Genomic DNA, 24386 nt, shown 5'->3' on the forward strand with positions numbered 1-24386 from the left:
GGCCGGTGCCGCGCGCGCCCGTGCCGGCGGACGCCTCGCTCTTCGGCGCCGCTCCGGCACCGCCGCCGCGGCGGCGCCGCGACGGACGGCCGCCGTCGCCGGTGGACGCGCGGGCGGGCCGGGACGCGGCCGGGGCGGCCGGCTGCGGCACCTCCAGGGTGACGGCGACGCCGGACGGCTCGCGGGCGCCGGTGAGGGTGGCCAGTTCCTCGTCGCTGGACTTCACGCGGAGGGTACGGGGCTGGATGCCGGCGTCCTTCATGAGCCGGCTGAACTCGTGCTTCTGCTCGGGCAGGACGAGCGTCACGACGCTGCCGGAGCCGCCGGCCCGGGCGGTCCGGCCGCCGCGGTGCAGGTAGTCCTTGTGGTCGGCCGGCGGGTCGACGTTCACGACCAGGTCGAGGTCGTCGATGTGGATGCCGCGGGCGGCGACGTTCGTCGCCACCAGCGCGGTGACGTGCCCCGTCTTGAACTGCTCCAGGGTCCGGGTGCGCTGCGGCTGGGTCCGGCCGCCGTGCAGGGCCGCCGCGCGGACGCCGACGGAGAGCAGCCGCTTGGCGAGCCGGTCCGCCGACCGCTTGGTGTCGAGGAAGAGGATGACCCGGCCGTCGCGGGCCGCGATGCGGGTGGTGACGGCCTTCTTGTCTGTCGCGTCCTGCACGTGGAGGACGTGGTGCTCCATCGTGGTCACCGCACCGGCGGACGGGTCCACGGAGTGGACCACGGGGTCGGTGAGGAAGCGCTTGACGAGCTTGTCGATGTTCTGGTCCAGGGTGGCGGAGAACAGCATCCGCTGCCCGTCCGGCCGCACCTGGGTGATCAGCTTGGTGATCTGCGGCAGGAAGCCCATGTCGGTCATCTGGTCGGCCTCGTCGAGGACCGTGATCCGGACGTCGTCGAGGACGCAGTCGCCGCGCTCCACCAGGTCGTTCAGCCGGCCGGGGCTCGCCACGACCACCTCGGCGCCGCGCCGCAGCGCGGTGGCCTGCTTGGTGATCGACAGTCCGCCGACGACGGTCGTCATCCGCAGGTTCACGGCGGTCGCGTACGGGGCGAGGGAGTCGGTGACCTGCTGGGCCAGCTCGCGGGTCGGCACGAGCACCAGCGCGAGCGGGGCCGTCGGCCGGGCCCGCAGCCCGGCCGTGCGGGCCAGCAGCGCCAGCCCGAAGGCGAGGGTCTTGCCGGAGCCCGTCCGGCCGCGCGCCAGCACGTCACGGCCGGCGAGCGAGTCCGGCAGGGTGGCGCCCTGGATGGGGAAGGGCGTGGTCACGCCCTGCGCGGCGAGGGTCGTGTGCAGCCCGGCGGGCATGTCGAGACGGGCGAAGTCGTCCACGGCGGGCAGCGGCGGCGTCACGCTCTCCGGCACCCGGAACTCGCCGGACGAGGCCGGCGACGGCACCTGGGCCGAGGCGGTGGCGGGGACGCGCTTGCCCGGCTTCCGGGGCCTACGGGACATAGATTTCTCTGCCTTTCTTCGAACTGCACGAACCACGGACTGCACGAACTACGGACTGCACGAACTGCGAACTGCACGCACCACGGGCGGCACGGGCCGCGCACGGCGCCGCACCGGCCGCGTACAGCACAAACCGGGGTCCGCGCCCTCACGGCGCGAACCCCGGCGAGTGACGGACTAGGGCGTCCGGTGATCAGGCGGGAACGATGTTCTCGGCCTGCGGGCCCTTCTGGCCCTGGGTGACGTCGAACGAGACTCGCTGGCCCTCCTGGAGCTCACGGAAGCCGCTCGTCGCGATGTTCGAGTAGTGGGCGAACACGTCCGGACCGCCACCGTCCTGCTCGATGAAGCCGAAGCCCTTTTCCGAGTTGAACCACTTCACGGTTCCCTGTGCCATGACTTTCTCCTTCTGTAAGGCAGAGGCCCCATCCGGAGATGCCGGTAAAACGAAATATGCGCCTGCGGAAAAGCATTCCGGTCAGGCGCACATAGGTTCATGGGTACCACAACTGCAACACTTCCCACCCTAACACGAAGAGGCCGACCGCGCGCGGTTCAGTCGCGGGCGGCCGGCGCCGACAGGGCGTGCAGGCGGAGCGCCAGCTGGATCTCCAGGGCGCGGGGCGGCGCCTGCCAGTCCGGGCCCAGGAGCCGGCCCACCCGCTCCAGCCGCTGCGCCACCGTGTTCACGTGCACGTGCAGGTCGTCCTTGGTGCGCGCGGGGCTCATGCCGCAGGCGAAGTAGGCGTCCAGGGTGCGCACGAGGTCGGTGCCGCGCCGCCGGTCGTACGCGACGACCTGGCCGATCGTGCGCTCCACGAAGCCGCCGATGTCCCGGCTGTCGGCGAGGAGCAGGCCGAGGAAGCCCAGGTCCTCGGCCGCGGCGCCCTCGCCGGCGCGGTGCAGCACCCGGAGCGCGTCGAGGCAGCGGCGGGCCTCCTGGTAGGCGGCGGCCACCCGGTCGGGGTGGTCGAGCGGGTCGCGGACGGGCGCGGAGGCTCCGACGGTGACGGGTTCGCGGAGGGCGCCGCCGAGCTGGGCCGCGGTCTGCCGGGCCAGTTCGGCGGCGTCCTCGCCGGGGCCCAGCGGCAGCAGGAGCACGGTACCGCCGTCGCGGGCGGAGGCGAGGCCGCGGCGGGTGGCGGCGAGGTGGGAGGCGGCGGACCGGAGGCGCTGCCGGTCGGCGCTCTCGCGGCCGGGCGGCTCGGTGCCGCTTCCGGGGCCGGCCCGGTCGACGCGGGCGGCGAGCACCACGTGGGGGGCGTCGCTGTCGGCACGGAGGCGGGCGGCGCGCTCGCGGAGCAGGCGGCGGTCGCGGTCGGGGGCGTCGAGGAGGTCGTCCAGCAGCTCGCCCCGTACCCGCTCCTCCGCCTCGCCGGCCGAGCGGCGGGCGAGCAGCAGCAGGGAGGTGACGAGCGCGGCCCGCTCCAGGGTCCGCAGGTCGACGGGGTCGAGGTCGGGCCGGCCGCGCAGGACGAGCGCGCCCAGGTGCTCGCCGCCGGCGGAGACGGCGGCGACCCAGTCGTCGCCGTCGCGGACCGCGTGTCCGCCGGCCCGGCGGGCGGGGCCGGCGGCGGTCTCGGTGAACTCGACGGTGCCGCCCAGGACCTCGGAGACGGCCTCGGCGACGTCGTGGACGCCGCCGCCGCGCAGGACCAGCTCGGAGAGGCGGTCGTGGACCTCGGAGGCGCGTTCGATGACCGCGCTGTGGGCGCGGATGATGTCGTTGGCCCGCTCCAGTTCGGCGAGGGCGGAGCGGGTCTCGGCGAGCAGGTTGGCGGTGTCGATGGCGACGGCCGCGTGGGCGGCGAAGGAGCCGAGGAGGGCGACCTGCTCGCGCTCGAAGACCCTGGCCCGGCGGTCGGCGGCGAAGAGCACCCCGATGACCTGGCTGCCGAGGGTGAGCGGCACGCCGAGGATGGCGACCAGGCCCTCGTCGCGGACGGCGGTGTCGATGGTGCGGGTGTGCTGGAAGCGCGCGTCGCCGAAGTAGTCCTCGGTGACGTAGGGGCGGGCGGTCTGCGCGACGAGGCCGCCGAGCCCTTCGCCCATGCCGAGGCGGACCTGCTGGAAGCGGGCGGAGACGGAGCCCTCGGTGACCCGCATGTAGGTGTCGCCGGCGACGGGGTCGTTGAGGCTCAGGTAGGAGACCTCGGTGCCGAGGAGGGCGCGGGCGCGCTGGACGATGGCGCGCAGCACCGCGTCGAGGTCGCGGAGGCCGGCGAGGTCGTGGGCGGTCGCGAACAGGGCGGACAGCTCGGCCTCGCGGCGGCGCCGGCCCTCCAGCTCGGCGCGGACGCGCAGGGCGAGCTGCTTGGCCTCTTCGAGGCCGGCCAGCTCCTCGGGCCCCGCGCCGCTCGCGCGGGCGAGGAGCAGGGGCCGGTCGTATGCCTCCGTGGCGGCTCCTCGGGCGAGGAGGTCCAGGTAGGAGACGTGTGCGTGGGACATGGACACAGGGATACCGGGCGGAGGCGGGCCCGCACTAGCCCTGTGGACGACTCCTGTGGACGACCGGCCCGCGACCGGCCCGGGCCCGCTCGCCCGCGGTGTCAGCCGCTGTGCGCGGTGCGGAACCAGGTGGGTTCGTCGACGAGCGCCCGCTCGATCCGGCGGTGGGAGAAGCGCTTCATCTCGGGGAGTGCGCCGATCTCGAACCAGTCGACGTCCAGCGACTCGTCGTCGTTGACCCGGGCCTCGCCGCCGACCGCCCGGCAGGCGAAGGTGACGTCGAGGTACTGGCAGATGTCGCCGTTGGGGTAGACGACGGGCTTGCGCAGCGTCTCCACCATGAGGATCCGTTCGGGCACGCACCGTACCCCGGTCTCCTCCTCCACCTCGCGGACCGCGCAGTCGGCGGGCTGTTCGCCGGGCTCCACGATGCCGCCGACCACCGCCCACCCGCCGGTGTCGGCGCGCCGTCCCAGCAGCACCCGGCCCCGGTCGTCGAACACGACGGCGCTGACGCCGGGCAGGAACAGCAGCTGGTGCCCGGCGGTCTTGCGGAGTTCTCGGATGAAGTCAGGAGTGGCCATGCGGTCGACCCTAGATCATCCGCCGGAGCGGCCCCGCGGGCTCAGGAACGCTCGCGCCGGGCCCGTACGCCGCGGGCCGCGGCCCAGCCGAGGCCGGCGACGGCGACGGCGGCGATCAGGGCCTCGGGGAGGGTGCCGAGCCGGGTCGCGGGGGTCCGCGTGGAGCGCAGCGGGACCTCCTCGACCAGGTAGTCGGGGGTGAACATGGCGGTCCGCGAGACGATATCGCCGTCGGGGCGGATGACGGCGCTGACGCCGCTGGTGACCGGGACGACGACGGACCGGCTGTGTTCGACGGCCCGGACGCGGGACATGGCGAGCTGCTGGTAGGTCATCTCGCTGCGGCCGAAGGTGGCGTTGTTGCTGGGGACGGTGAGGAGCTGCGCGCCGTGGGTGACGGTGTCGCGGACGGCCCAGTCGAAGGCCGCCTCGTAGCAGGTGGCGAGGCCGACCCTGGTGCCTGCGAGGTCGAAGACGCCGACCTTGTTGCCGGGGCCGAAGTCGCGGGCGACGCGGTCGACGTCGCTGTTGAAGAGGCGGACGACCGACCGCATCGGGATGTACTCGCCGAAGGGCTGGACGTGCCGCTTGTCGTAGGTGGCGACGGGTCCCTGGCCGGGCTCCCACTGGATGAGGGTGTTGCGGAGCTTGCCGGTGGGCGGGGAGACGACGGCGCCGATGACGGTGGGGGCCTTGACGGCGTCGACGGCGCCGCCGATGACGGCCGCGGCGTCGGGGTTGGCGTAGGGGTCGATGTCGGAGGAGTTCTCCGGCCAGAGGACGAAGTCCGGCTGGGGCTTCGTGCCGGCCTCGACCTCCGCGGCGAGCTCGCGGGTGCGGGCGGCGTGGTTGTCGAGGACCTGGCGGCGCTGGGAGTTGAAGTCGAGGCCGAGGCGGGGGACGTTGCCCTGGATGGCGGCGACGGTGGCGGTGCCGTCCTCGGGGGCGACGCTGACGAGCGGCAGGGCGGCGACGGCGCCGGTGACGGGGGCGAGGACGGACAGCGCGGCAACGGCGAGCGGTCCGCGCGGGACGGTGCCGGTGGCGCGGTGGACGCGGACGAGGCGGGCCGCGGCGTACAGCCCGAAGCCGCACAGGGCGACCGCGAAGCCGAGCACGGGGGTGCCGCCGACGGCGGCGAGCGGCAGGAAGATCCCGTCGGCCTGGCCGAAGGCGATCTTGCCCCAGGGGAAGCCGCCGAAGGGCACGCGCGCGCGTGCGGCCTCGCCGAGGATCCAGACGCCGGCGGCGAGCACCGGCCACCACGGCAGCCGGGAGACAGCGGCGATGCCGAGTCCGGTGGCGGCGACGAACAGGGACTCGACGGCGGCGAGCGCGAGCCAGGGCACCGGGCCGACCTCTTCGCCGGTCCAGACGAGGAGCGGCAGGAGGAAGCCGAGCCCGGCGAGGTAGCCGAGGCCGAAGCCGGCCCGGAGGCGGCGCCCGTCCAGGGCCCAGGCGAGCAGGGCGAAGGCGGGCGGCGCCAGCCACCACAGGGGGCGCGGCGGGAAGCTCAGGTAGAGCAGGACGCCGGAGAGCAGGGCCGCCGCGGGCCGGGCGAAGCGCGCGGCCCCGCCGAAGCGGCGCGGCCGGCCCTCGCCGGCGGGCGTGTCGTCGGCGGCTCCGGCCGCTTCGGGGGTGATGGTGGTGCTCACCTTGCGGAGTGTACGGGGCGTGTCTGTTGACGCCCGGCCCGGCACGGTACGCGCGCGGTCACCGCGCCCGCGCCGGTGCACGCGCGCGTGCCGGTCAGGCGCCGGTGGGGGTCTGGGGCGGGGCGGGACGGCGGAGCCGGCCGCGGATGGAGTCGACCGCTCCCCTGGCGCCGTCGACGGTGACGGTGAAGGTGCGGCCGTCGGCGAGCCGGAGGACCAGGCCCTCGCCGCGGCGGACGACGACGGCGGTGCCGCGGTCGGGGCGCCAGCGGTAGCCCCAGCCGCCCCACTGGCGGGGGGTGACCCGGGGGGCGTAGTCGGCGTCGACGACCTCGGTGAAGGGGATGGTCCGGCGCGGGACGCCGATGTGGCCGCAGCGGACCTCCAGGGCGCGGTCGTCGACGCGGACCTCGACGTGCACGAAGGCGAGGGTGCCGAAGAGGACGAGGAGTCCGGCGGCGACGCAGCCGACGACGGCCATGACGAGGGCGGCGATGCCGGAGGTCCACGGGGAGACGACGGCGAGGGTGATGCCGAGCGCCATGCAGGCGGCTCCGGTGGCGGCGGCGAGCCACTGGAAGCGATTGGTCGCGCGGCCGGTCCACACGGCGGGCGGGCGCCCGCCGGAGCGCTGCTGCCCGGAATGCCTCATAGCGGGGAGACTACCCAGAGTCGCCCGTTTCAGCGCGCCGGAGCGGGGTCATCCGGTCGCGGAGGGTGAGAAGGCCCGGGTCAGAGGGACGGCGCGGGGGCGCCGGCGACGAGCCGGCCGGCGGCGTAGGCGAGGGCGGCGGCCGGCAGTGTGCCGGGGCGCCCGCTGAGCAGCGCGGAGAGGGTGCCGGTCGGTGCGGCGCCGGGGGCCGGCCGGGCGCCGACGCGGCGGAGGGCCTGGGCGGCGACGGCGTCGGCGGAGCCGTGGAAGACGATCGGCGGGAGGCCGGGATCGCGGCGGGCGGCCAGGGCGGCGAGGATGCGGTCCTCGACCAGCTCGTAGTGGGTGCAGCCGAGGACGACGGCGCGGACGTCCGGCGGGGTGAGCGCGGCGGCGGCGGCGACGGCGCGGTCGACGGCGTCGGGGTCGGCGTGCTCGACGGCGTCGGCGAGGCCGGGGCAGGGCACCTCGGTGACCTCGGCGCCGGTGGCGAACTCGCGGATGAGTCCGCGCTGGTAGGGGCTGCCGGTGGTGGCGGGGGTCGCCCAGATGGCGACCTTGCCGCCGTCGGCGGACGCCGGCTTGATCGCGGGGACGGTGCCGATGACCGGGATGCCCGGTTCGAGGGCGGCGCGCAGGGCGGGCAGGGCGTGCACGGTGGCGGTGTTGCAGGCCACGATCAGCGCGTCGGGCCGCTCGGCGGCGGCGGCCCGGGCGACGGCCAGGGCGCGCCCGGTGAGGTCCTCGGGGGTACGCGGTCCCCAGGGCATGCCGTCGGGGTCGTTGGAGAGCAGCAGCTCGGCGTCCGGGCGCAGCCGGCGCACCGCGGCGGCTGCCGGGAGGAGGCCGATTCCGGAGTCCATGAGCGCGATCTTCACCCGGTCACCCTAGCCGATGGGCCCGGTGTTCCCGGCGTTCTGGGGCAGACTGCGGCGAATGAGCACCCTTGCCTGGTTCGCGTCCGTCTCCCTGGCCGTCTGGGTCTGGCTCCTGCTCGGCCACGGCTTCTTCTGGCGCACCGATCAGCGCCTGCCGCGGGCCGCCGGGCGTCACGCGCGCGTGGCGGCGGAGGACTGGCCCGGTGTCGTGGTGGTGGTGCCCGCGCGGGACGAGGCGGGGGTGCTGCCGCTGAGCCTGCCGTCGCTGCTGGCGCAGGACTATCCGGGCCGGGCCGAGGTGATCCTGGTGGACGACGGGAGCGCGGACGGGACCGGCCGGCTCGCCGCCGGACTGGCCGCCCGTCACGGCGGGCTTCCGCTGACGGTGACGTCGCCGGGGGAACCGGAGCCGGGGTGGACGGGCAAACTGTGGGCGCTGCGGCACGGGATGGCGCTGGCACGCGCGCGGGGGCCGGAGTTCCTGCTCCTCACCGACGCGGACATCGCCCACGAACCGGACAGCCTGCGCCGGCTGGTGGCGGCGGCGCTGGACGACGACCGGGACCTGGTGTCGCAGATGGCGCGGCTGCGGGTGGCCGGCCCGTGGGAGCGGCTGGTGGTGCCGGCCTTCGTCTACTTCTTCGCCCAGCTGTACCCGTTCCGGTGGATCAACGCGGACCGGCCGCGGGCGACGGCGGCGGCCGGCGGGTGCGTGCTGCTGCGGACGGAGACGGCGGTGGCGGCGGGGGTGCCGGACGTGATTCGTGAGGCGGTGATCGACGACGTGGCGCTGGCGCGGGCGGTGCGGGCGGCCGGCGGGCGGATCTGGCTGGGGCTCGCGGAGCGGGTGGACTCGGTGCGGCCGTACCCGGACCTCGGCGAGCTGTGGCGGATGGTGACGCGGAGCGCGTACACGCAGCTGCGCCACAGCCCGTGGCTGCTCCTGGGGACGGTCGCCGGGCTGGTGCTGGTGTATCTGGTGCCGCCGGTCGCGCTGGTGGCGGGGGTCGTGTCGGGGGACGCGGCGGCGGCGTGGGCGGGCGGGGCGGCGTGGGCGGTGATGGCGGGAACGTACGGGCCGATGCTGCGGTACTACCGGCTGCCGCTCGTGACGGCCCCGCTGCTGCCGTTCACGGCGTTCCTCTATCTGGTGATGACGGTGGATTCCGCGGTGCGGCACCACCGGGGGCGAGGCGGGGCGTGGAAGGGGCGGGTGTACTCGGGAAGCGGGGCGGCGAAGGGCGGGAATTTCGCTTCTCGACACGGGGAGTGACGCGGCGAATTCGGCGCGTATACAGGAAGCCCTTCGGTGCCGGATTGACGTTTCGGCATACCCAAGATCACTTCTCCCACCCCTTCCGGTCGCCTTTTCTTTATCCGTTCTTCATACCGGACGCGCCCCTCGTCGCCGATCCGCCCGACCAGCCGGTAACCCCCTCTCAGCTCGGGTTTTGCGCGATCATGGAACACCCGCCTGCCCGATTTCGGCACGTTCGCTCGGGTTGGGGATCCACGGCCGCCAGAAGCCCGTCAAAGAAGCTGTTGAGCGGGCTCCCCAATCGGCAGATCGTGGGCTTAACTTATGTGCCATGACCTCCCCCCGCTCCAGCTATGGAGGCGGTTACCAGACCGCGCCGTCCTTCCCGGACACCCCTATCTACGACTCCCTGGTCGCGGAGCGGGGCACGCCTCAGATCGCCCCGATCCGAGTGCCCGCCGCGTACGAGGCCCCCGTCGGCTACCAGGCCCCCGCGCCGACCGGTTCCTACCTGCCGGCGCTGCCGGCGGCGCTCCCCGCCCTCCCGTCCGCGCCGTCGCCGCAGCCGGCGCCCGCGTACCACGGCGGCGGGTACGGCTACCCGCAGCCCGCCCCGCAGATGGCGCCCGCGCCGCTGCAGCCGGCCCCGACGCCGTACATCCCGCAGCAGCCTGCCCCGCCGCGCGGCTACCCGACGGGACCCGTCCCGCAGCCGGCCCGCCCGGTGCCCACCGGCTACGAGGCGATGCGCCCGGCCGCCCCGCGCCCCGCCCCGGCGCCGGTCCCGGCCCCCGCGCCGTACCAGGACCCGTACAACCGCCCCTACCAGGGCGGCGGTTACTGACAGCCGCTCCCGCACGGCGGCCGGCCCCCGCTCCCCCGCGCGGCGGCCGGCCCCGTTCCGCCTCGGGTGCGGCTGGCAGGATGAGGGCATGTCCGACGCCGTACTCCGCTCCGTCCACGTCCACCCGGTGAAGGCCCTCCGCGCGCTCGACCGCACGGAGGCCGAGGTGCAGCCCTGGGGTCTCGCGCACGACCGCCGCTGGGCGGTCGTCGACGCCGGGGGGACGGTCATGACCCAGCGCCGCCACCCCCGGCTGGCCCTCGCCGCCGCCGAACCCCTCCCGGACGGCGGCCTGCTGCTCACCGCGCCCGGACGCGAACCGCTCCGGGTCGCGGTGCCGGAGCCCTCGGCGACGCTCACCATGGACATCTTCGGCAAGGCGGTGGAGACGGTGCCCGCGGGCGAGACGGCCGCCGCCTGGTTCTCCGCCTTTCTGGAGGCCGACGCGCGCCTCGTCCACCTCGACGCGCCCGAGCACCGGCGCCCCGTGAACCCCGCCTACGGGCGCCCCGGCGACACCGTCAGCCTCGCCGACGGCTACCCCCTGCTCGTCACCTCCACCGCCTCCCTCGACGCCCTCAACACGCTGATCGCGCGCGGCGAGCACGCAGCCGAGGGACCGCTGCCGATGACCCGCTTCCGGCCGAACCTGGTCGTCGACGGCGCCGAGCCGTGGGCGGAGGACGGATGGACCCGGCTGGCGGTGGGCGACGTGACCTTCCGGGTGGCGAAGCCGTGCGCGCGGTGCGTGGTCACCACCACCGACCAGACCACCGCCGAACGCGGCCGGGAGCCGCTGCGGACGCTGGGCCGGCACCGCAATCTGAACGGCAAGCTCGTCTTCGGCCTGCTCCTCATCCCCGAGCAGCGCGGCACCGTCCGCGCCGGCGACCCGGTCAAGCCCCTCGGCTGACCCGCCCCCCCCCTTCCGCTCGACAGGCGAGCCGCGCGCCCCACGGGCACACTCGTCGGAGGAGCGACGAACGAGGGGGTTCCGGGATGCGCGCAGCCACCGGACTCTGGCGCTGGCGGCACAATCCCCTGCGCAGGACGACGGACCTGGTCGAGGCGTGGGTGGCGCTCGTCGCCGCCGTCCTGCTGTGCGTGGCGGTGCCCGTGGCCGGCTGGACGGCCGGCTCCTCCGCGCAGCACTCCCTCCAGCGCGCCGTCCACGCCCAGCAGCAGGGGCGCGTGCCGACCACGGCCCGCGTCCTCGGCCCCGCCCCCGCGCCGCCCGGCGCCTCCGTCTCGGACCGGAACGCGGCCGAACAGCGGTTCCGGCGCGCGGTGACGGCCCGCTGGACCGCCCCCGACGGCACCTCCCGCACCGGCACCGTCACCACCTCCCGGGCCGACGCCGACCCCGGCGACACCTTCCCGCTCTGGACCGACCGGGCCGGACGCCCCGTGAACGCCCCGCTGGCCGGCGACACCGCCCGGGCCCACGCCTTCGTCGCCGGCCTCACGGCGGCACTCCTCGCCGGGCTCGGCGTGGAACTCCTCCGCCGGCTCGTGATGCGGCGGCTCGTGATGCGGCGGCACGCCCGCCTCGACCGCGCGTGGGCGACCGTCGGCCCGGACTGGGGCCGCACCGGCGCCGGCAGCTGACGCGACCGGAGCCCGGGCCTCCGCCCCTCGTACGGGTGCGGCTCGACGACCCGTCAACCCCGCGCCCCCTCGCGCGCTACGGTGGGGGGCCGGATCCAGTTCGGCGTCGACGTACGAGGCGGGGGCAGAGCACACCCATGGCACAGGGCACGGTCCAGGTGACGCACACCGGCACGTCGCGGTGGCGGCGCCGCACGGGCGAGTACGCCTCCCTCGCCGCCGCGCTGGAGGCGGCCGGCGACGGCGACGTCCTCACCGTCGCGCCCGGCACGTACCGGGAGAACCTCGTCGTGACCCGGGCGGTGACGCTGCGCGGACCCGAGGACGGTTCGGGGCCGGTGCGGATCGCGCCGCCGGACGGGGTGCCGCTGACGCTGCGCGCGTCCGCGATCGTGCAGGACCTGCACATCGAGGGCCAGGACGTGGCGGCGCCCGCGCTGCTCGTCGAGGACGGCACGCCGGAACTGCTCGACCTCAGGATCATGACCCGCTCGGCCGCCGGCATCGAGGTGCGCGGCCGGGCCCGCCCGACCGCCCGCCGCTGCACGGTCGACAATCCGGCCGGGGTCGGCATCGCCGCCGTCGACGGCGCCGGCGGTGTCTTCGAGGAGTGCGAGGTCGTCTCCGCCGGGCAGGCCGGGGTGTCGGTGCGCGGCGGCGCGCACCCGCGGCTGGAGCGCTGCCGGGTGCACCACGCGTCGGGCGCCGGGATCGCCGTCACCGGCGAGGGCAGCGGCCTGGAGGGCGTCGGCTGCGAGGTGTACGAGATCAAGGGCGCCGGACTGCAGATCGCGGCCCGGGGCACCGCGCACCTGGTGGACTCGTCCGTGCACCGCACCTCCGCCGACGGCGTCACCCTGGACACCGACGCCGTGCTCACGCTCTCCGACTGCGACATCCACGACGTGCCGGAGAACGCGGTGGACCTGCGGTCCCGTTCGGTGCTGACGCTCACCCGGTCGACGGTCCGCCGGTTCGGGCGCAACGGGCTGTCCGTGTGGGACCCGGGCACGCGCGTGGACGCCCACCAGTGCGAGATCCACGACAGCACCGGCGACTACCCGGCGGTGTGGGTGAGCGACGGGGCGAGCGCGGTGCTCGACGCGTGCCGGGTGCACGACGTGCCGGACGCGCTGTTCGTGCTGGACCGCGGCTCGCGGGTGGACGTCGTGGACAGCGACCTCACCCAGGTGCGGAACACCGCCGTGTCGGTGAGCGACGGCGCCACCGCCCAGCTCGACGACTGCCGCATCAAGGAGGCGTCCACCGGGGCGTGGTTCCGCGACCACGGCAGCGGCGGCACGCTCGCCAACTGCACCGTGGACACGGTGCAGACCGGCGTCATCGTCACCAAGGGCGCCGACCCGACGGTCGAGCGCTGTGTCGTCACCTCCCCCGCCGAGGCCGGCTTCTACGTGTCGGCCGAGGGCCGCGGCACCTTCCTCGGCTGCCGGGTCACCGGCAGCGGCGGCTACGGCTTCCACGTGATGGACGGCTGCCGGACGGTGCTGCGCCGCTGCCGGACCGAGCGGTGCGCGCGCGGCGGGTACGAGTTCCCCGAGGATGGGCCGGTGGCCGAGGACTGCACCGGCGACGAGAGCGCCGTCCGCGCGCCGTCCGTGCCGCAGCCGGCCGTCGCGGCCCCGGCCCGGGCGGACGGCGGACACTCCCCCGGCCTCCTCTCCGCCTATCCCCCGCCGCGCACCGCCGCCGCGGCGGCCCCCGCGTCCGCCGCGGTGCCGTCCGTCCCGGCGCCCCGCCCGTCCGAGGACGTGCTCGGCGCGCTGGACGCGCTGGTCGGCCTGGACAGCGTCAAGCACGAGGTGCGGACGCTCACCAACATGATCGAGGTGGGCCGCAAGCGGCAGGAGGCCGGCCTGAAGGCCGCCTCGGTCCGCCGCCACCTCGTCTTCACCGGGAACCCCGGCACCGGCAAGACGACCGTCGCCCGCCTCTACGGCGAGATCCTCGCGTCGCTCGGCGTGCTGGAGCGCGGGCACCTGGTGGAGGTGTCCCGGGTGGACCTGGTCGGCGAGCACATCGGCTCGACCGCGATCCGCACCCAGGAGGCGTTCGACCGGGCCCGCGGCGGCGTGCTGTTCGTGGACGAGGCGTACGCGCTGTCCCCGGAGGACTCCGGCCGGGACTTCGGTCGCGAGGCGATCGACACGCTGGTGAAGCTGATGGAGGACCACCGGGACGCGGTCGTGGTGATCGTGGCCGGCTACACCGCCGAGATGGAGCGCTTCCTCACCGTCAACCCCGGTGTGGCGTCCCGCTTCTCACGGACCATCAGCTTCGGCGACTACACGCCGGAGGAGCTGCTGCGGATCGTGCGGCAGCAGGCGGACGAGCACGAGTACCGGCTCGCGGAGGGCATGGACGACGCCCTGCTGACGTACTTCGAGAAGCTGCCGAAGGGCCCGGCGTTCGGCAACGGGCGGACCGCGCGCCAGACCTTCGAGTCCATGGTCGAGCGGCACGCGGGCCGGGTCGCGGTGCTCGCCGAGGCGAACACCGACGACCTCACCCTGCTCTATCCGGAGGACCTGCCCGAGCTGCCCTGATCCGCGGCCGCGTCCACGCCGCGCTGCCGCGGCAGGGCGGGCAGCAGCCGGTCCAGGAGCGCGGCCCGGCACATCGCGAAGGCGGGGTCGGCCTGGTAGTCGGAGTGGCCGAGGACCGGTTCGGGCAGCGGGTGGGCGGGGGTGCGTCCGTACGCGACGGGGTCGCGCAGCGCCGGGGCGTCGACGCCCGGGCGGCCGTCCTCGGCGGGGACCCGGACCGGGCCGCCGATGGGGTCGGTGGCCCGGTACAGATTGGTCCAGCAGTCCACGGCCCGGTGCAGGCCGCGCAGCGCGTCCGGGCCGAAGTAGGCGGGGAACCAGCGGCCGTAGAGCCGTTCCAGCGGGGAGCCGTAGGTGAGGAGGGCGACCCGGGCGCGGGTCGCGGCCGGCAGCTGCCAGACCGCGGCGGCGGCGAGGACGCTGCCCTGGGAGTGGCCGGAGATGACGAGCCGGCCGCCGGTCCCGGCGGTCCAGGAGCACATCCGCCAGGTGAGGTCGGGCACGGCCCGCTCGGCGTAGCAGGGCGGGGCGAACGGGTGGGCGGCGCGCGGCCAGAAGGTGCCGACGTCCCACAGGATGCCGATGGTGCGGCGGGCGGACGCGTCCCGGTAGGCGCGGCGGCCCCAGGTGACGAAGAGCAGGAAGCCGAAGCCGATCATCCAGGAGCCGAGTGCCTGGGTGGTGGCGGCGAGCCCGGCGACGGCGGGGTGCGCGCCGGCGAAGGCCCGGCCGGGGACCTCGCCGCTCGCCCAGGCGCCGGCGACGGACGCGGCGCCGAGGAGCAGGGCGGTGCCGGCGACGACGCCGACGAGGAGCGGGGCGGAGTCGGTGAGCGCGGCGCGGGCGCGGCTCGCGGCGATCTGGCCGGTACGGACGGGGTCGGGGCGCTCGCCGGCGTAGTCGGCCTCGACGGCGGCCCGCAGCCGGCGGGTGGCGAGCGCGGTGCGGGCGGCGAGGAGGGCGGCGGGCGCGAGCAGCAGCAGGAGCAGCACGGGGATGACGGACGCCTGCCAGCTGAGCAGGACGGGCGGTCCGGCGAGGGGGCTGCCGGCGCTGCCGGGGGTGGCGGAGCCGTCGAGCCGGTCCGCGACCCACTGGGCGACGCCTCCGGACATGACGCCGCCGAGGGCGCAGGCCAGCGTGGCGGTGGCGGGGCCGCCGAGTCCGGCGAGCGCGGTGCGCGGGTCGCGCCGGGGGCGCTGGAGCAGCAGGGCGACCGCGCCGAGGGCGACGACCAGGCCGCCCTGGGCGACGGTGAGGGCGCCGAAGGCGGCGTTCCCGGGGAGGGCGCCGGCGGAGGTCCAGCCGGGCCGGTCCCAGGCGGTGTGCACGGCGGTGAGCGCGAGCAGCCCGGCGGCGAGGGCCGGCAAGCGGGTGAGGACGGCGTGCTCGACGCGCTGGTCGAGCCGCCGCTCGCTGCGGCCCCGGCCGCAGACCGACCAGAGCACCAGGACGGCGCAGACCAGCAGGGCGGCGCGCAGGGCGAGTCCGGTGGCGGCGAGGGTGCCGGTGTCGTGGCGGGCGGGGGCGGCGGCGAGGGCGCCGGCGACGGTGAGGAGGCCGGCGGCGGTGTGCGCGGCGCGCAGCCGGGCGACGAGCCGCCTCCCGTACCAGAACCCGGGCCGTCCGAGCGCGGGCCGCGGATCCTCGGGCGAGGCGGATGCGGCGGACGACGCGGGCGTTGCGGGGTCGGCGGGGGCGGAAGGGGCGGTGGGCGGGTCGGCGGGGGCGGAAGGGGCGGTGGGCGGGTCGTCGGTGGGCAGGTCGTCGGTGGGCGGGCGCTGGGCCTCGTACGCGCTCCAGGTGCGGCGGGAGAGGTACCAGAGCAGGCCGACGAGCGCGGCGGGCAGGGCGGCGGCGAGGGCCAGCCTGCGACCGGGCCCGGACCACCAGCCGCCCCGGTCGGCGGCGAGGAAGCCGAGCCAGGCGCGGCCGTCGGCGCAGCCCGCGGTGCCCGCGCACTGCCAGGCCGTCAGGTCGAGGGCGACCTCGCAGGCGGCGGCGGTGAGCAGCACGGTGAGGGTGAGGGCGAGCAGCCGGACCAGCACGCCGTAGAGCCGGACGAGGGCGGGGCGGCCCGGGGCGGGCGGGCGCATCCAGTGGGCGAGGTTGACCACCATGAACGGCAGGAGCAGCAGCCACAGGGCGCGGGCGCCGTCGCCCGAGGTGAGGTTGGACCAGACGTACGCCTCCGGGACCGGCCCGGTCCGCCGGCGGTCGGGCCGGTCCTCGGCGCCGGCGTCGTCGGCGCGCCGGTGGACGGCGGCGGTGTCGTCACCGGTGACCCGCACGGTCCTGGGGTCGTCGAGCATGGACTGGGGAGTGGCTCCGCCGACTCCGTGGACGAGGAGTTCGAGTGCCGCGCCCCCGTGCTCCGGGGCGGGTGTGGCAGGGGACACTGAGGAGCTTCCTCTCGTGGGTGGGAGGATGCGACGTCGGCTCCAGGATCGCGGACGACCGTGCCCCCGCGCACGGCCTCTCACCGAATCCGACAGCCATTCCCTCGTCTCCTGCGGAAGGACCGGCCCCGGCGGTGACTGACAATCAGAACCTCCTCGCGGAGCAGCGACGCGCCCTGATCCTCGACGAGGTGCGGCGGCGCGGCGGTGTCCGGGTGAACGAGCTGACGCGGCGGCTCGGCGTCTCCGACATGACGATCCGGCGCGACCTGGACGCGCTGGCCCGGCAGGGCATGGTCGCGAAGGTGCACGGCGGGGCGGTGCCGGTGGCGGAACCGAGCACGCACGAGCCGGGGTTCGAGGCGAAGTCGGCGCTGGAGCCGAGCGCGAAGGACGAGATCGCGCGGGCGGCGGCGGCGCTGGTGCAGCCGGGCGCGGCGATCGCGCTGTCCGGCGGGACGACGACGTACGCGCTGGCCCGCCGGCTGCTGGACGTGCCGGACCTGACCGTGGTGACGAACTCGGTCCGGGTGGCGGACGTCTTCCACGAGGGGCGTCCGGTGTCGGGCGAGGGGCGGCGGGCGCCGACGGTGGTGCTGACCGGCGGGGTGCGGACGCCGTCGGACGCGCTGGTGGGGCCGGTGGCGGACCGGGCGGTCCGCTCGCTCCACTTCGACCTGCTGTTCCTCGGGGTGCACGGCCTTTCGGTGGAGGCCGGTCTGTCGACGCCGAATCTGGCGGAGGCGGAGACCAACGGGTGCCTGATGCGGTCGGCGCGCCGGGTGGTGGTGGTCGCGGACCACACCAAGTGGGGGACGGTGGGCCTGAGTTCGTTCGGGACGCTGGACGAGGTGGACACCTGGGTGACGGACCGGGGCATGGCCGCGGAGGTGCGGGCGGAGGTCGCGGAGCACGTGCCGGGGCTGCTGGTGGCCGGCGAGGTGGCGGCGTGAGCCGGTTCCGGGTGGAGCGGCGGACCGGCCTGGTGCCGGAGGAGGTGTGGCGGCGGCTCACCGACTGGCCGGCGCACGGCCGGCAGGTGCCGCTGACCCGTACGACGGTGCTGACGCCCGGTCCGAACGGGCCGGGGACGCGGTTCACGGCCCGCACCGGGCTCGGGCCGCTGGGCTTCGACGACCCGATGGAGGTGGTCCGCTGGCAGCCGCCGCACCGGAACCGGCCAGGGGTGTGCCGGCTGGAGAAGCGCGGACGGCTGGTGCGCGGCTGGGCGGAGTTCGAGGTGGCGGCGGCGGCCGGCGGGACGCGGGTGGTGTGGACGGAGGAGCTGGCGGTACGGGGCCTGCCGGGCGTGTGCGACGGGGTGCTGGCGCGGGCGGGCCGGAGGGTGTTCGGCCGGGCCCTGGACGGTCTGCTGAACACCTAGCGATCGAACGGGCTTTCGCCTTGCCGGGGTGACCGCTAGGGTGCTTCCTCCCATCCGCACCCCTCGGGGAGGTCCGGTCCATGCCACGCCGACTCCGGCCGGTGGAGCTCGACTTCACCGGCGCCGCGCCCGTCCGCCTCGCCTTCGAGGCGGTGCTCCAGGCGCCGCCCCCGGCCGTCTACCGCGCGATCGCGGTGGAGGTGGGCAGCCTGCCCGCCTGGTTCGCCCCGGTCGCCTCGGCCGTCCCCCTCGACGACGGAGCGCGCCGGACGATACGGCTGCGCGGCGGCGTCCGGTTCGAGGAGACGATCCTGGCCGCCGAACCGGACCTCCGCTACGCCTACCGTGTCGACCTCACCAACGCGCCGGCCGTCTCCGCGCTGGCCGAGGAGTGGGCGCTGGCGCCGTCGGGCGCGGGGACGCGGCTGCGCTGGACGATGGCGGCCGACGGCCCCGCCGCGTTCCGCGCGGGGCTGCGGCTGGCCTCGCCGGGCCTCGGCGTGTCGTTCCGGCGGGCGGCGTCGGCGCTGGACCGGCGGCTCATTCCGGCCAGACGCCCGTCGCCAGGAACCGCTCCACGGCCGCCGCGTACGGGGTGATGTCGAGGCCCTGCTCGGCGAGCCAGGCGTCGGAGTAGTACTTGTCGAGGTAGCGGTCGCCGGGGTCGCAGATGAGGGTGACGACGCTGCCGGTGCGCTCCTCGGCGACCATCTCGGCCACGATTTTGAAGGCGCTCCACAGGCCGGTGCCGGTGGAGCCGCCCGCCTTCCGGCCGATGGCGGTCTCCAGGGCGCGGACGGCGGCCACGCTCGCCGCGTCCGGGACCTTCATCATCCGGTCGACGGCGCCGGGCACGAAGCTGGGCTCCATCCGGGGCCGGCCGATGCCCTCGATGCGGGACCCGCAGTCGGCGGTGGCGTCGGGGTCGTGGTGCACCCAGCCGTCGAAGAAGCAGGAGTTCTCCGGGTCGGCGACGCAGATCCGGGTGTCCTGCTGGGTGTAGTGGACGTAGCGGGCGATGGTGGCGGAGGTGCCGCCGGTACCGGCGGTGGCGACGATCCAGGCCGGCTCGGGGTACCGCTCCAGCCGCAGCTGCTGGTAGATCGACTCGGCGATGTTGTTGTTGCCGCGCCAGTCGGTGGCCCGTTCGGCGTAGGTGAACTGGTCCATGTAGTGGCCGCCGGTGCGGGCCGCGAGCGCCGCCGACTCCGCGTACATCGAGCGCGGGTCGTCCACGAAGTGGCATTGCCCGCCGTGGAATTCGATGAGCCGGCACTTCTCGGGGCTGGTGGTGCGGGGCATGACGGCGACGAACGGGACGCCGATGAGCTTCGCGAAGTACGCCTCGGAGACGGCGGTCGAGCCGCTGGACGCCTCGATGACGGGCTTGCCGGGGCGGAGCCGGCCGTTGCAGAGCGCGTACAGGAAGAGCGAGCGGGCGAGCCGGTGCTTGAGGCTGCCGGTCGGGTGGGTGGACTCGTCCTTGAGGTAGAGGTCGATGCCCCACTTGTCGGGCAGCGGGAAGCGCAGGAGGTGGGTGTCGGCGGAGCGGTTGGCGTCGGCCTGGACCTTGCGGACCGCTTCCTTCAGCCAGGCGCGGTAGGCGGGATCGCTGCGGTCGACGTCCACGGTGGCCATGGCCTGGACGGTGTGCGGGGTGGTGCTCAACGGTCTCTCCTCGCTGTCCCGCCGGGGCCGGGCCCCGGGCTTCCCACCCCCGACGATACCCCCTCCCACCTGGGCAAACGTTCCCTTTGACGCTCCATAGGCACGCCTTGGGGAACGCCCGTACGACGCTCCCTGGTGCCCGCGCCGACGGCCCGGCACACTGGGGAGGAACGCACAGGCGGAAGGGGTGGACCGGCATGACGGAACCGGAGTTCAGCGCCAGGGGCGTACGCATCGAGAGCCGGCAGCGCTCGCTCACCCGGGCCGGCGAGGTCCGCATCGAGGACGGCCGGCTCGCGCTGCTCACGAGTTACGGCTCCGAGATCGACAGCGCGCCCGTGAAGGCGGTCCGGGCGGGCCGCCCGTGGTTCGCGAAGGGGGACGAGACGGTGGCGCGGGTGAACGGCACGCGGTACCGCCTCACCATGGACGCCGCCGGCGAGGACGACGACCGGGACGCCGAGCAGGCGGGCCGCTTCCTCGCCGCGCTGAAGCGGGCCGCGGGAGGGCGCTGACCTGCGCGGGCTCGCGGCGGGTTGCGGGCCGGTGACGGCCGGGTCACGCTGGAACCACCTCACTGAGGGTTCACCGGCGGTGACACTGAGCTCAGTGCGCCGCCCTGATGTACCGCATGACAGATCCGAATCTCCGTCTTCTTCAGGACCACTTCGGGGAGTCGCAGCCGTGATCAGCGAGCCGAGCAGGTATTACGCGGTGGAGCTCCATGCCCTGCCGCACCGCATCCGACAGATCCGCAGGATCGTCGCCGCCCATCTGCGCCATTGGCAGCTCGACGACTTGGTCGATCCCGTCGCACTGGGAGTGACCGAGCTGTTGACCAACGTGCACCGCCACGCGCAGCCCGACAAGGAGTGCACCGTCGAGCTGGAACTCCTGCTCGACCGGCTGACCGTCTCGGTCCGGGACAACGACCCCCGGATACCGGCGGCCGCCGCCGGGACGACCGGCGACGACCCGCAGGACGGGCCGGACGCGCTCGCCACCTCGGGCCGCGGCCTCGCCCTCGTCGGGGCGCTCAGCGACAGCTGGGGCGCCCGTCCGCACGGGACGGGCGGCAAGGTCGTCTGGTTCACCCTCACCGCGCCGCCGTACGCCGGCGGTCCGGCCGTCGCCGCCGCCGAGGCCGGCCTCGGCTTCGGCCTGGTGCCGCTCGCCCCGGTCGTCTCGTACGGCCGGCTCGCGGGCGCGCCCCTGAGCGCGCCCGCCCAGGCCCCGGCGCTCGCGGCGGGCGGCGCCCTGGTCTGAGCCCGCTCAGGCGGTGGCGACCAGGGTCAGATAGGCGATGCCCAGGACGTTCCGGTAGCCGTTCAGCCAGCTCGACCGCTGCCGGTCGACCCGCTCGCGGGTCTCGGCGGCCAGCGGGTGGTCCGGGTGGGCGGCGAGCCACACCTCCGTGTCGTACCGGTAGCCGGACTCGAACGCCTCCCACTCGTCGCGGCCGGCCGTCTCGATCCACGCCGGGCGGAACCCCGCCCCGATCGCCAGGTCGACGAGCCCGCCCAGCGGCAGGTGGTCGGCGGCGCTCGCGCCGGGCCACATCGCGGCCAGCTCCCCCTCCTCCGGGATCCGCTCCCAGAAGCCCTCGCCGAGCACGACCAGGCCGCCGGGCCGGACCAGCCGGCGCAGCTCGCGCAGCGCCTCCGCCGGGTCGTGCCGCTCCGGGTCGCACAGCGCCTGGCTGGCGCCGAGGCAGAGGATCGCGTCGACGGGGCCGCGGGCGGTGCCGCGCGCGGACTCCTCCACGAAGAGCGTGCGGTCGGCGAGGCCGCGCTCGGCGGCGAGCGCCCGGCCCCGGGCCAGGTCCTCGGCGTTGATGTCGATGCCGACGCCCTGGGCGCCGGGCACCGCGTCGAGGATGCGGAGCAGCAGCTCGCCCCAGCCGCAGCCGATGTCGAGGACGTCGGCGGGCGAGGCGGCGGCGATCCGGCGGACCAGGCTCGCGGCGCGCTCCTCGGAGAGCGGGCCGTGGAAGGTGAGACTGCCCAGGCGGGGCGGGAGTTCGGCGTCGGTGGAGATCATGGACGGCGAGGCTACCGGCCGCGGCGGACCCGGCCCACCGCTTTTCCGGGCCGCGCCCGCCGGACCCGCGGCGGAGTCCCGTCCTCGGGCCCGTCCCCCGACGGGTCCCCGGTCCACACTCCGGCCCGTCCTCCGGTCACACGGGGGCGCCGGCGAGGGCGGCCAGCGGGTCGTCGAGGACCGGCTGCCAGGCCAGTTCGGCCGCGCCCACCAGGCTGTTGTGGTCGAGGGTGCAGGGCAGGATCGGCACGCCGCCGCTGCGGCCCCACAGGCTGCGGTCCGCGACGACCGCGCGCAGCCGCTCCGGGTCGGCGTCCAGCAGCTCGCGATGGAGGCCGCCGAGGATGATCCGGTCCGGGTTGAGGATGTTCACCAGGCCCGCGAGGCCGAGGCCGAGACGGTCGATCAGCTCCTCCACCGCGGCCCGCACCCCCGGGTCGTCGGGTGCGTTCCTGAGCAGGTCGCGGGCCTGCTGGAGCAGCGACACCTCCGGGCCGGGCGCGCGGCCGGCGACGGTGAGGAAGGCCAGCGGATCGGTCTCGACGTCCAGGCAGCCCCGGCCGCCGCAGTGGCAGGGACCGCCCTCCGGGTTGACCGGCAGATGGCCCACCTCCAGGGCGAGGCCCGAACTGCCCGTGTGGAGCCGCCCGTCGAGGACGAGCGCCCCGCCGACGCCCCGGTGCCCGGTCGCCACGCAGAGCAGGTCACGGGCGCCGCGCCCGGCGCCGTGCCGGTGCTCGGCGAGCGCGGCGAGGTTCACGTCGTTGCCGGTGAAGGCCGGTCCCTCGACGCCGGCGTCCCGGATCCGGTCGGCGAAGATCTCGCGGACCGGCGCGCCCGCCGGCCAGGCCAGGTGGAGCGGGTTCAGCGCGGTGCCCTCGGGCTCGGCGACGGCGGACGGCACGGCGAGGCCGGCGCCGACGCAGCGCCGCCCGGTCTCCCGCAGAAGCGCGGCCCCCGCGTCCACGACGGCGCCGAGGACCTGCGCCGGATCCGCCGAGACCGTCACCTTGCCGGGGACGGTGGCGACGACGGTGCCGCCGAGACCGATCAGCGCGGCCCGGAAACCGTCCGCGTGGACCTGCGCGGCGAGCGCCACGGGCCCCTTCTCGTCGACCGCGAGCCGGTGCGACGGCCGGCCCTGCGAACCGGCGGCGGCGCCGGGGTTGGAGTCGACCCGGATGAGCCCGAGGGCCTCCAGCTCGGCGGCGACGGCTCCGGCGGTGGCGCGGGTGACGCCCAGCTCGGCGGTGAGGACGGCCCGCGTCGGCGCCCGTCCGGTGTGCACCAGCTCCAGGGCGGGACCGAGCGCGCTCCGCCCCCTGTCCAGCCGAGTACGCGTCGTCGTCGCCTTGCCGTTCATGCGCCCGAGTCTGCCATGATCGGCGCCCGCCGCCGGACCCGCTCCCGTCACGGCCGGGGGCGGGTACGGGAGCGCGGCCGGGACAACAGGCCGACCTCGCGGCCGAGGCGTTCGGCGGCGGTGGCGAAGAACGCGTCCCGGTCCTCCACGATCCTGTTGAACTGGCCGAACACCTCGAACGACACCAGGCCGAAGAGCTGCGCCCAGGCGAAGACGAGGGCGACGGCGAGCGCGGGCGGCAGGTCGGGGGCGAGATCGGCGGCCAGCCGCTCGGCCTCCGGCGCGAGGCCGTCCGGCAGCGGCGGCAGCGCCACGCCCTCGTCCTGATGGGCGGCGCGGGCGGTCGCCACCAGCAGCAGGCCGACCCGGGCGGCCGGGCCGACGGTGTCCTGCGGGGCGCTGTAGCCGGGGACCGGGGAACCGTAGATGAGGGCGTACTCGTGGGGATGCTCCACGGCCCAGCGGCGTACGGCGCGGCAGACGGCGGTCCACTGGGCGAGGTGGTCGCGGGGCGCGGCGGCCACGGCGGCGGCGTGAGCCGTCTCGGCGGCGGCGCCGACGGCGTCGTACGCGTCGATGATCAGCGCGGTCAGCAGGTCGTCACGGCTGGGGAAGTAGCGGTAGAGCGCCGAGGAGACCATGCCGAGCTCGCGGGCGACGGCGCGCAGCGACAGCTTGGCGGCGCCCTCGGCGGCGAGCTGCCGGCGGGCCTCGTCCTTGATGGCGGCGGTGATCTCGATCCGGGCGCGGGCGCGGGCTCCTTGAACGGGGGTCATGGAGAGCAGTCTGCCACGGTTCGGAGCGCCGCACTGAAATGAGAGCAGTGCTCTTGCTTGCGAGCGTCGATCCGTGCAGACTGTTCTCAAGCGAGAGCAGTGCTCACGATTCAGGGAAGCGCTACGAATCGAGAGCAGCGCTCACGTTTTGCGGGCCCCGCACGCCCGACCCACCCCGCCAGTCCCGCCAGTCCCGCCTGCCCCGCCAGTCCCGAACGCCCCTATCGCCCCACCCGCCCCAGGAGGCCCCCATGTCCACCCCCGCCGCCGCCCCGCACGTCGTCAAGCCCGGCTGGTTCACCGTCAACGTCGTCAACCGGTCCGTCGCCTGGCTGACCCGGCGGGGCATCAGCGTCTGGGGCTCCCGGATCCTCGCGGTGAAGGGCCGCACGAGCGGCGTCTGGCGGACCACGCCCGTCAACGTCCTCACCCTCGACGGCGAGCGATACCTCGTCGCCCCCCGCGGCCACGTCCAGTGGACCCGCAACATGCGGGCGGTCGGCGGCGGCGAACTGCGCCTCGGCACGCACGTCGAGCCGTTCACCGCGACCGAGGTCGGCGACGACGCCAAGGCCGAGGTGCTGCGCGCCTACCTGAAGCGCTGGAAGGCCGAGGTCGGCGTCTTCTTCGCCGGCGTCGGCCCGGACTCCACCGACGCCGAGCTGCGCGCGATCGCCCCCAAGCACCCCGTCTTCCGCATCACCGCGGCCCCGGACGCGTGAGGGTGGGCACGGACCCCCGGCCCGTACCCACCCTCAGACACTCACGCACGCGCGCACCCACGGGCGCACGCCTCCCGGAACCGG

At 75.7% G+C, this 24386-nt stretch carries 23 protein-coding genes; 11 read left to right on the top strand and 12 right to left on the bottom strand.

Annotated elements, in window-relative coordinates; genetic code table 11:
- The 7 genes from ACFVQZ_RS07970 to ACFVQZ_RS08000 all read right to left on the bottom strand — a co-directional run.
- The coding region (locus tag ACFVQZ_RS07970; protein ID WP_383620468.1) for a DEAD/DEAH box helicase at nucleotides 1–1456 on the bottom strand (1456 nt) is incomplete at its 3' end.
- Nucleotides 1457–1649: 193 nt separating this feature from the next.
- Nucleotides 1650–1853 carry a cold-shock protein gene (locus ACFVQZ_RS07975; RefSeq protein WP_030498085.1) on the bottom strand — a complete coding sequence of 68 codons (204 nt, stop codon included), beginning with the start codon at nucleotides 1851–1853 and terminating at the stop codon, nucleotides 1650–1652.
- 158 nt (nucleotides 1854–2011) lie between these two features.
- Nucleotides 2012–3904, bottom strand: coding sequence for a helix-turn-helix domain-containing protein (locus ACFVQZ_RS07980; RefSeq protein ID WP_383620470.1), 1893 nt, complete (start codon nucleotides 3902–3904; stop codon nucleotides 2012–2014).
- A 101-nt stretch (nucleotides 3905–4005) separates the two neighbouring features.
- Nucleotides 4006–4488 (bottom strand): NUDIX domain-containing protein, encoded by a 483-nt coding sequence (locus ACFVQZ_RS07985; RefSeq protein WP_383620472.1) that lies wholly within the window; start codon nucleotides 4486–4488, stop codon nucleotides 4006–4008.
- A 41-nt stretch (nucleotides 4489–4529) separates the two neighbouring features.
- On the bottom strand, nucleotides 4530–6143 hold the full coding sequence (gene lnt, locus ACFVQZ_RS07990) for an apolipoprotein N-acyltransferase (RefSeq protein WP_383620474.1): 1614 nt from the start codon (nucleotides 6141–6143) through the stop codon (nucleotides 4530–4532).
- A 94-nt stretch (nucleotides 6144–6237) separates the two neighbouring features.
- Complete coding sequence (locus ACFVQZ_RS07995; protein ID WP_030498089.1) at nucleotides 6238–6795, bottom strand: hypothetical protein; 558 nt, start codon at nucleotides 6793–6795, stop codon at nucleotides 6238–6240.
- An 80-nt stretch (nucleotides 6796–6875) separates the two neighbouring features.
- Nucleotides 6876–7673, bottom strand: coding sequence for an aspartate/glutamate racemase family protein (locus ACFVQZ_RS08000; RefSeq protein ID WP_030498090.1), 798 nt, complete (start codon nucleotides 7671–7673; stop codon nucleotides 6876–6878).
- Nucleotides 7674–7731: 58 nt separating this feature from the next.
- On the opposite strand from ACFVQZ_RS08000, the gene ACFVQZ_RS08005 reads away from it, so the two are divergent.
- The 5 genes from ACFVQZ_RS08005 (at nucleotide 7732) to ACFVQZ_RS08025 (ending at nucleotide 13950) form a co-directional block, all read left to right on the top strand.
- A complete protein-coding gene (locus ACFVQZ_RS08005; RefSeq protein WP_383620476.1) occupies nucleotides 7732–8946 on the top strand; it encodes a glycosyltransferase in 1215 nt (404 codons plus the stop codon).
- A 316-nt stretch (nucleotides 8947–9262) separates the two neighbouring features.
- On the top strand, nucleotides 9263–9775 hold the full coding sequence (locus tag ACFVQZ_RS08010) for a DUF6643 family protein (protein WP_030498092.1): 513 nt from the start codon (nucleotides 9263–9265) through the stop codon (nucleotides 9773–9775).
- 88 nt (nucleotides 9776–9863) lie between these two features.
- On the top strand, nucleotides 9864–10688 hold the full coding sequence (locus ACFVQZ_RS08015; protein ID WP_383620479.1) for an MOSC domain-containing protein: 825 nt from the start codon (nucleotides 9864–9866) through the stop codon (nucleotides 10686–10688).
- An 86-nt stretch (nucleotides 10689–10774) separates the two neighbouring features.
- Nucleotides 10775–11383, top strand: a complete 609-nt coding sequence (locus ACFVQZ_RS08020) for a hypothetical protein (RefSeq protein ID WP_383620481.1) — start codon at nucleotides 10775–10777, stop codon at nucleotides 11381–11383.
- A gap of 137 nt (nucleotides 11384–11520) precedes the next feature.
- Complete coding sequence (locus ACFVQZ_RS08025) at nucleotides 11521–13950, top strand: right-handed parallel beta-helix repeat-containing protein (protein WP_383620483.1); 2430 nt, start codon at nucleotides 11521–11523, stop codon at nucleotides 13948–13950.
- Here the strand turns inward: ACFVQZ_RS08025 and ACFVQZ_RS08030 are convergent.
- Nucleotides 13920–16349, bottom strand: a complete 2430-nt coding sequence (locus tag ACFVQZ_RS08030) for a hypothetical protein (protein WP_383620485.1) — start codon at nucleotides 16347–16349, stop codon at nucleotides 13920–13922. The genes ACFVQZ_RS08025 and ACFVQZ_RS08030 overlap by 31 nt on opposite strands.
- Before the next feature lie 134 nt (nucleotides 16350–16483).
- Between ACFVQZ_RS08030 and ACFVQZ_RS08035 the strand changes: the two genes are divergently transcribed.
- The 3 genes from ACFVQZ_RS08035 (at nucleotide 16484) to ACFVQZ_RS08045 (ending at nucleotide 18332) form a co-directional block, all read left to right on the top strand.
- Nucleotides 16484–17302, top strand: coding sequence for a DeoR/GlpR family DNA-binding transcription regulator (locus ACFVQZ_RS08035; protein ID WP_383620487.1), 819 nt, complete (start codon nucleotides 16484–16486; stop codon nucleotides 17300–17302).
- The gene (locus ACFVQZ_RS08040) at nucleotides 17299–17733 is read left to right on the top strand and encodes an SRPBCC family protein (RefSeq protein ID WP_383620489.1); all 435 of its coding nucleotides are present in this window, start codon (nucleotides 17299–17301) and stop codon (nucleotides 17731–17733) included. Before ACFVQZ_RS08035 ends, ACFVQZ_RS08040 begins: the two co-directional genes overlap by 4 nt.
- 80 nt (nucleotides 17734–17813) lie before the next feature.
- Nucleotides 17814–18332, top strand: a complete 519-nt coding sequence (locus tag ACFVQZ_RS08045; protein WP_383620491.1) for an SRPBCC family protein — start codon at nucleotides 17814–17816, stop codon at nucleotides 18330–18332.
- On the opposite strand, the gene ACFVQZ_RS08050 is transcribed toward ACFVQZ_RS08045, so the two are convergent.
- A complete protein-coding gene (locus ACFVQZ_RS08050) occupies nucleotides 18274–19371 on the bottom strand; it encodes a PLP-dependent cysteine synthase family protein (protein ID WP_107645564.1) in 1098 nt (365 codons plus the stop codon). The two genes, ACFVQZ_RS08045 and ACFVQZ_RS08050, sit on opposite strands and share 59 nt — an antisense overlap.
- Nucleotides 19372–19598: 227 nt before the next feature.
- On the opposite strand from ACFVQZ_RS08050, the gene ACFVQZ_RS08055 reads away from it, so the two are divergent.
- Together ACFVQZ_RS08055 and ACFVQZ_RS08060 are read left to right on the top strand one after the other, a co-directional pair.
- Complete coding sequence (locus ACFVQZ_RS08055) at nucleotides 19599–19916, top strand: hypothetical protein (protein ID WP_383620492.1); 318 nt, start codon at nucleotides 19599–19601, stop codon at nucleotides 19914–19916.
- Between the two features lie 169 nt (nucleotides 19917–20085).
- A complete protein-coding gene (locus ACFVQZ_RS08060) occupies nucleotides 20086–20667 on the top strand; it encodes an ATP-binding protein (RefSeq protein ID WP_081959682.1) in 582 nt (193 codons plus the stop codon).
- Between the two features lie 6 nt (nucleotides 20668–20673).
- On the opposite strand, the gene ACFVQZ_RS08065 is transcribed toward ACFVQZ_RS08060, so the two are convergent.
- The 3 genes from ACFVQZ_RS08065 to ACFVQZ_RS08075 all read right to left on the bottom strand — a co-directional run bounded on the left by ACFVQZ_RS08065 (nucleotide 20674) and on the right by ACFVQZ_RS08075 (nucleotide 23580).
- Entirely contained in the window at nucleotides 20674–21441 is a 768-nt protein-coding gene (locus ACFVQZ_RS08065; RefSeq protein ID WP_383620495.1) for an SAM-dependent methyltransferase, read from the bottom strand.
- 136 nt (nucleotides 21442–21577) lie between these two features.
- Complete coding sequence (locus ACFVQZ_RS08070; RefSeq protein WP_030498104.1) at nucleotides 21578–22804, bottom strand: ROK family protein; 1227 nt, start codon at nucleotides 22802–22804, stop codon at nucleotides 21578–21580.
- A gap of 47 nt (nucleotides 22805–22851) precedes the next feature.
- The gene (locus ACFVQZ_RS08075; RefSeq protein WP_030498105.1) at nucleotides 22852–23580 is read right to left on the bottom strand and encodes a TetR/AcrR family transcriptional regulator; all 729 of its coding nucleotides are present in this window, start codon (nucleotides 23578–23580) and stop codon (nucleotides 22852–22854) included.
- A 251-nt stretch (nucleotides 23581–23831) separates the two neighbouring features.
- Between ACFVQZ_RS08075 and ACFVQZ_RS08080 the strand changes: the two genes are divergently transcribed.
- Entirely contained in the window at nucleotides 23832–24302 is a 471-nt protein-coding gene (locus ACFVQZ_RS08080) for a nitroreductase/quinone reductase family protein (protein ID WP_030498296.1), read from the top strand.
- Nucleotides 24303–24386 lie beyond the last annotated feature (84 nt).

Origin of the sequence: Streptomyces sp. NPDC057854, from assembly GCF_042797055.1 — a bacterium.
In the GTDB taxonomy this organism is placed as follows: domain Bacteria; phylum Actinomycetota; class Actinomycetes; order Streptomycetales; family Streptomycetaceae; genus Streptomyces.

Excerpts from the sequence above, each read along its gene's own strand:
- ACFVQZ_RS07975 (WP_030498085.1), bottom strand. The coding sequence starts at position 1,853 with ATGGCACAGGGAACCGTGAAGTGGTTCAACTCGGAAAAGGGCTTCGGC.
- ACFVQZ_RS07980 (WP_383620470.1), bottom strand. The coding sequence starts at position 3,904 with ATGTCCCACGCACACGTCTCCTACCTGGACCTCCTCGCCCGAGGAGCC.
- ACFVQZ_RS07985 (WP_383620472.1), bottom strand. The coding sequence starts at position 4,488 with ATGGCCACTCCTGACTTCATCCGAGAACTCCGCAAGACCGCCGGGCAC.
- ACFVQZ_RS07995 (WP_030498089.1), bottom strand. The coding sequence starts at position 6,795 with ATGAGGCATTCCGGGCAGCAGCGCTCCGGCGGGCGCCCGCCCGCCGTG.
- ACFVQZ_RS08005 (WP_383620476.1), top strand. The coding sequence starts at position 7,732 with ATGAGCACCCTTGCCTGGTTCGCGTCCGTCTCCCTGGCCGTCTGGGTC.
- ACFVQZ_RS08010 (WP_030498092.1), top strand. The coding sequence starts at position 9,263 with ATGACCTCCCCCCGCTCCAGCTATGGAGGCGGTTACCAGACCGCGCCG.
- ACFVQZ_RS08015 (WP_383620479.1), top strand. The coding sequence starts at position 9,864 with ATGTCCGACGCCGTACTCCGCTCCGTCCACGTCCACCCGGTGAAGGCC.
- ACFVQZ_RS08020 (WP_383620481.1), top strand. The coding sequence starts at position 10,775 with ATGCGCGCAGCCACCGGACTCTGGCGCTGGCGGCACAATCCCCTGCGC.
- ACFVQZ_RS08025 (WP_383620483.1), top strand. The coding sequence starts at position 11,521 with ATGGCACAGGGCACGGTCCAGGTGACGCACACCGGCACGTCGCGGTGG.
- ACFVQZ_RS08045 (WP_383620491.1), top strand. The coding sequence starts at position 17,814 with ATGCCACGCCGACTCCGGCCGGTGGAGCTCGACTTCACCGGCGCCGCG.
- ACFVQZ_RS08050 (WP_107645564.1), bottom strand. The coding sequence starts at position 19,371 with ATGGCCACCGTGGACGTCGACCGCAGCGATCCCGCCTACCGCGCCTGG.
- ACFVQZ_RS08055 (WP_383620492.1), top strand. The coding sequence starts at position 19,599 with ATGACGGAACCGGAGTTCAGCGCCAGGGGCGTACGCATCGAGAGCCGG.
- ACFVQZ_RS08065 (WP_383620495.1), bottom strand. The coding sequence starts at position 21,441 with ATGATCTCCACCGACGCCGAACTCCCGCCCCGCCTGGGCAGTCTCACC.
- ACFVQZ_RS08070 (WP_030498104.1), bottom strand. The coding sequence starts at position 22,804 with ATGAACGGCAAGGCGACGACGACGCGTACTCGGCTGGACAGGGGGCGG.
- ACFVQZ_RS08075 (WP_030498105.1), bottom strand. The coding sequence starts at position 23,580 with ATGACCCCCGTTCAAGGAGCCCGCGCCCGCGCCCGGATCGAGATCACC.
- ACFVQZ_RS08080 (WP_030498296.1), top strand. The coding sequence starts at position 23,832 with ATGTCCACCCCCGCCGCCGCCCCGCACGTCGTCAAGCCCGGCTGGTTC.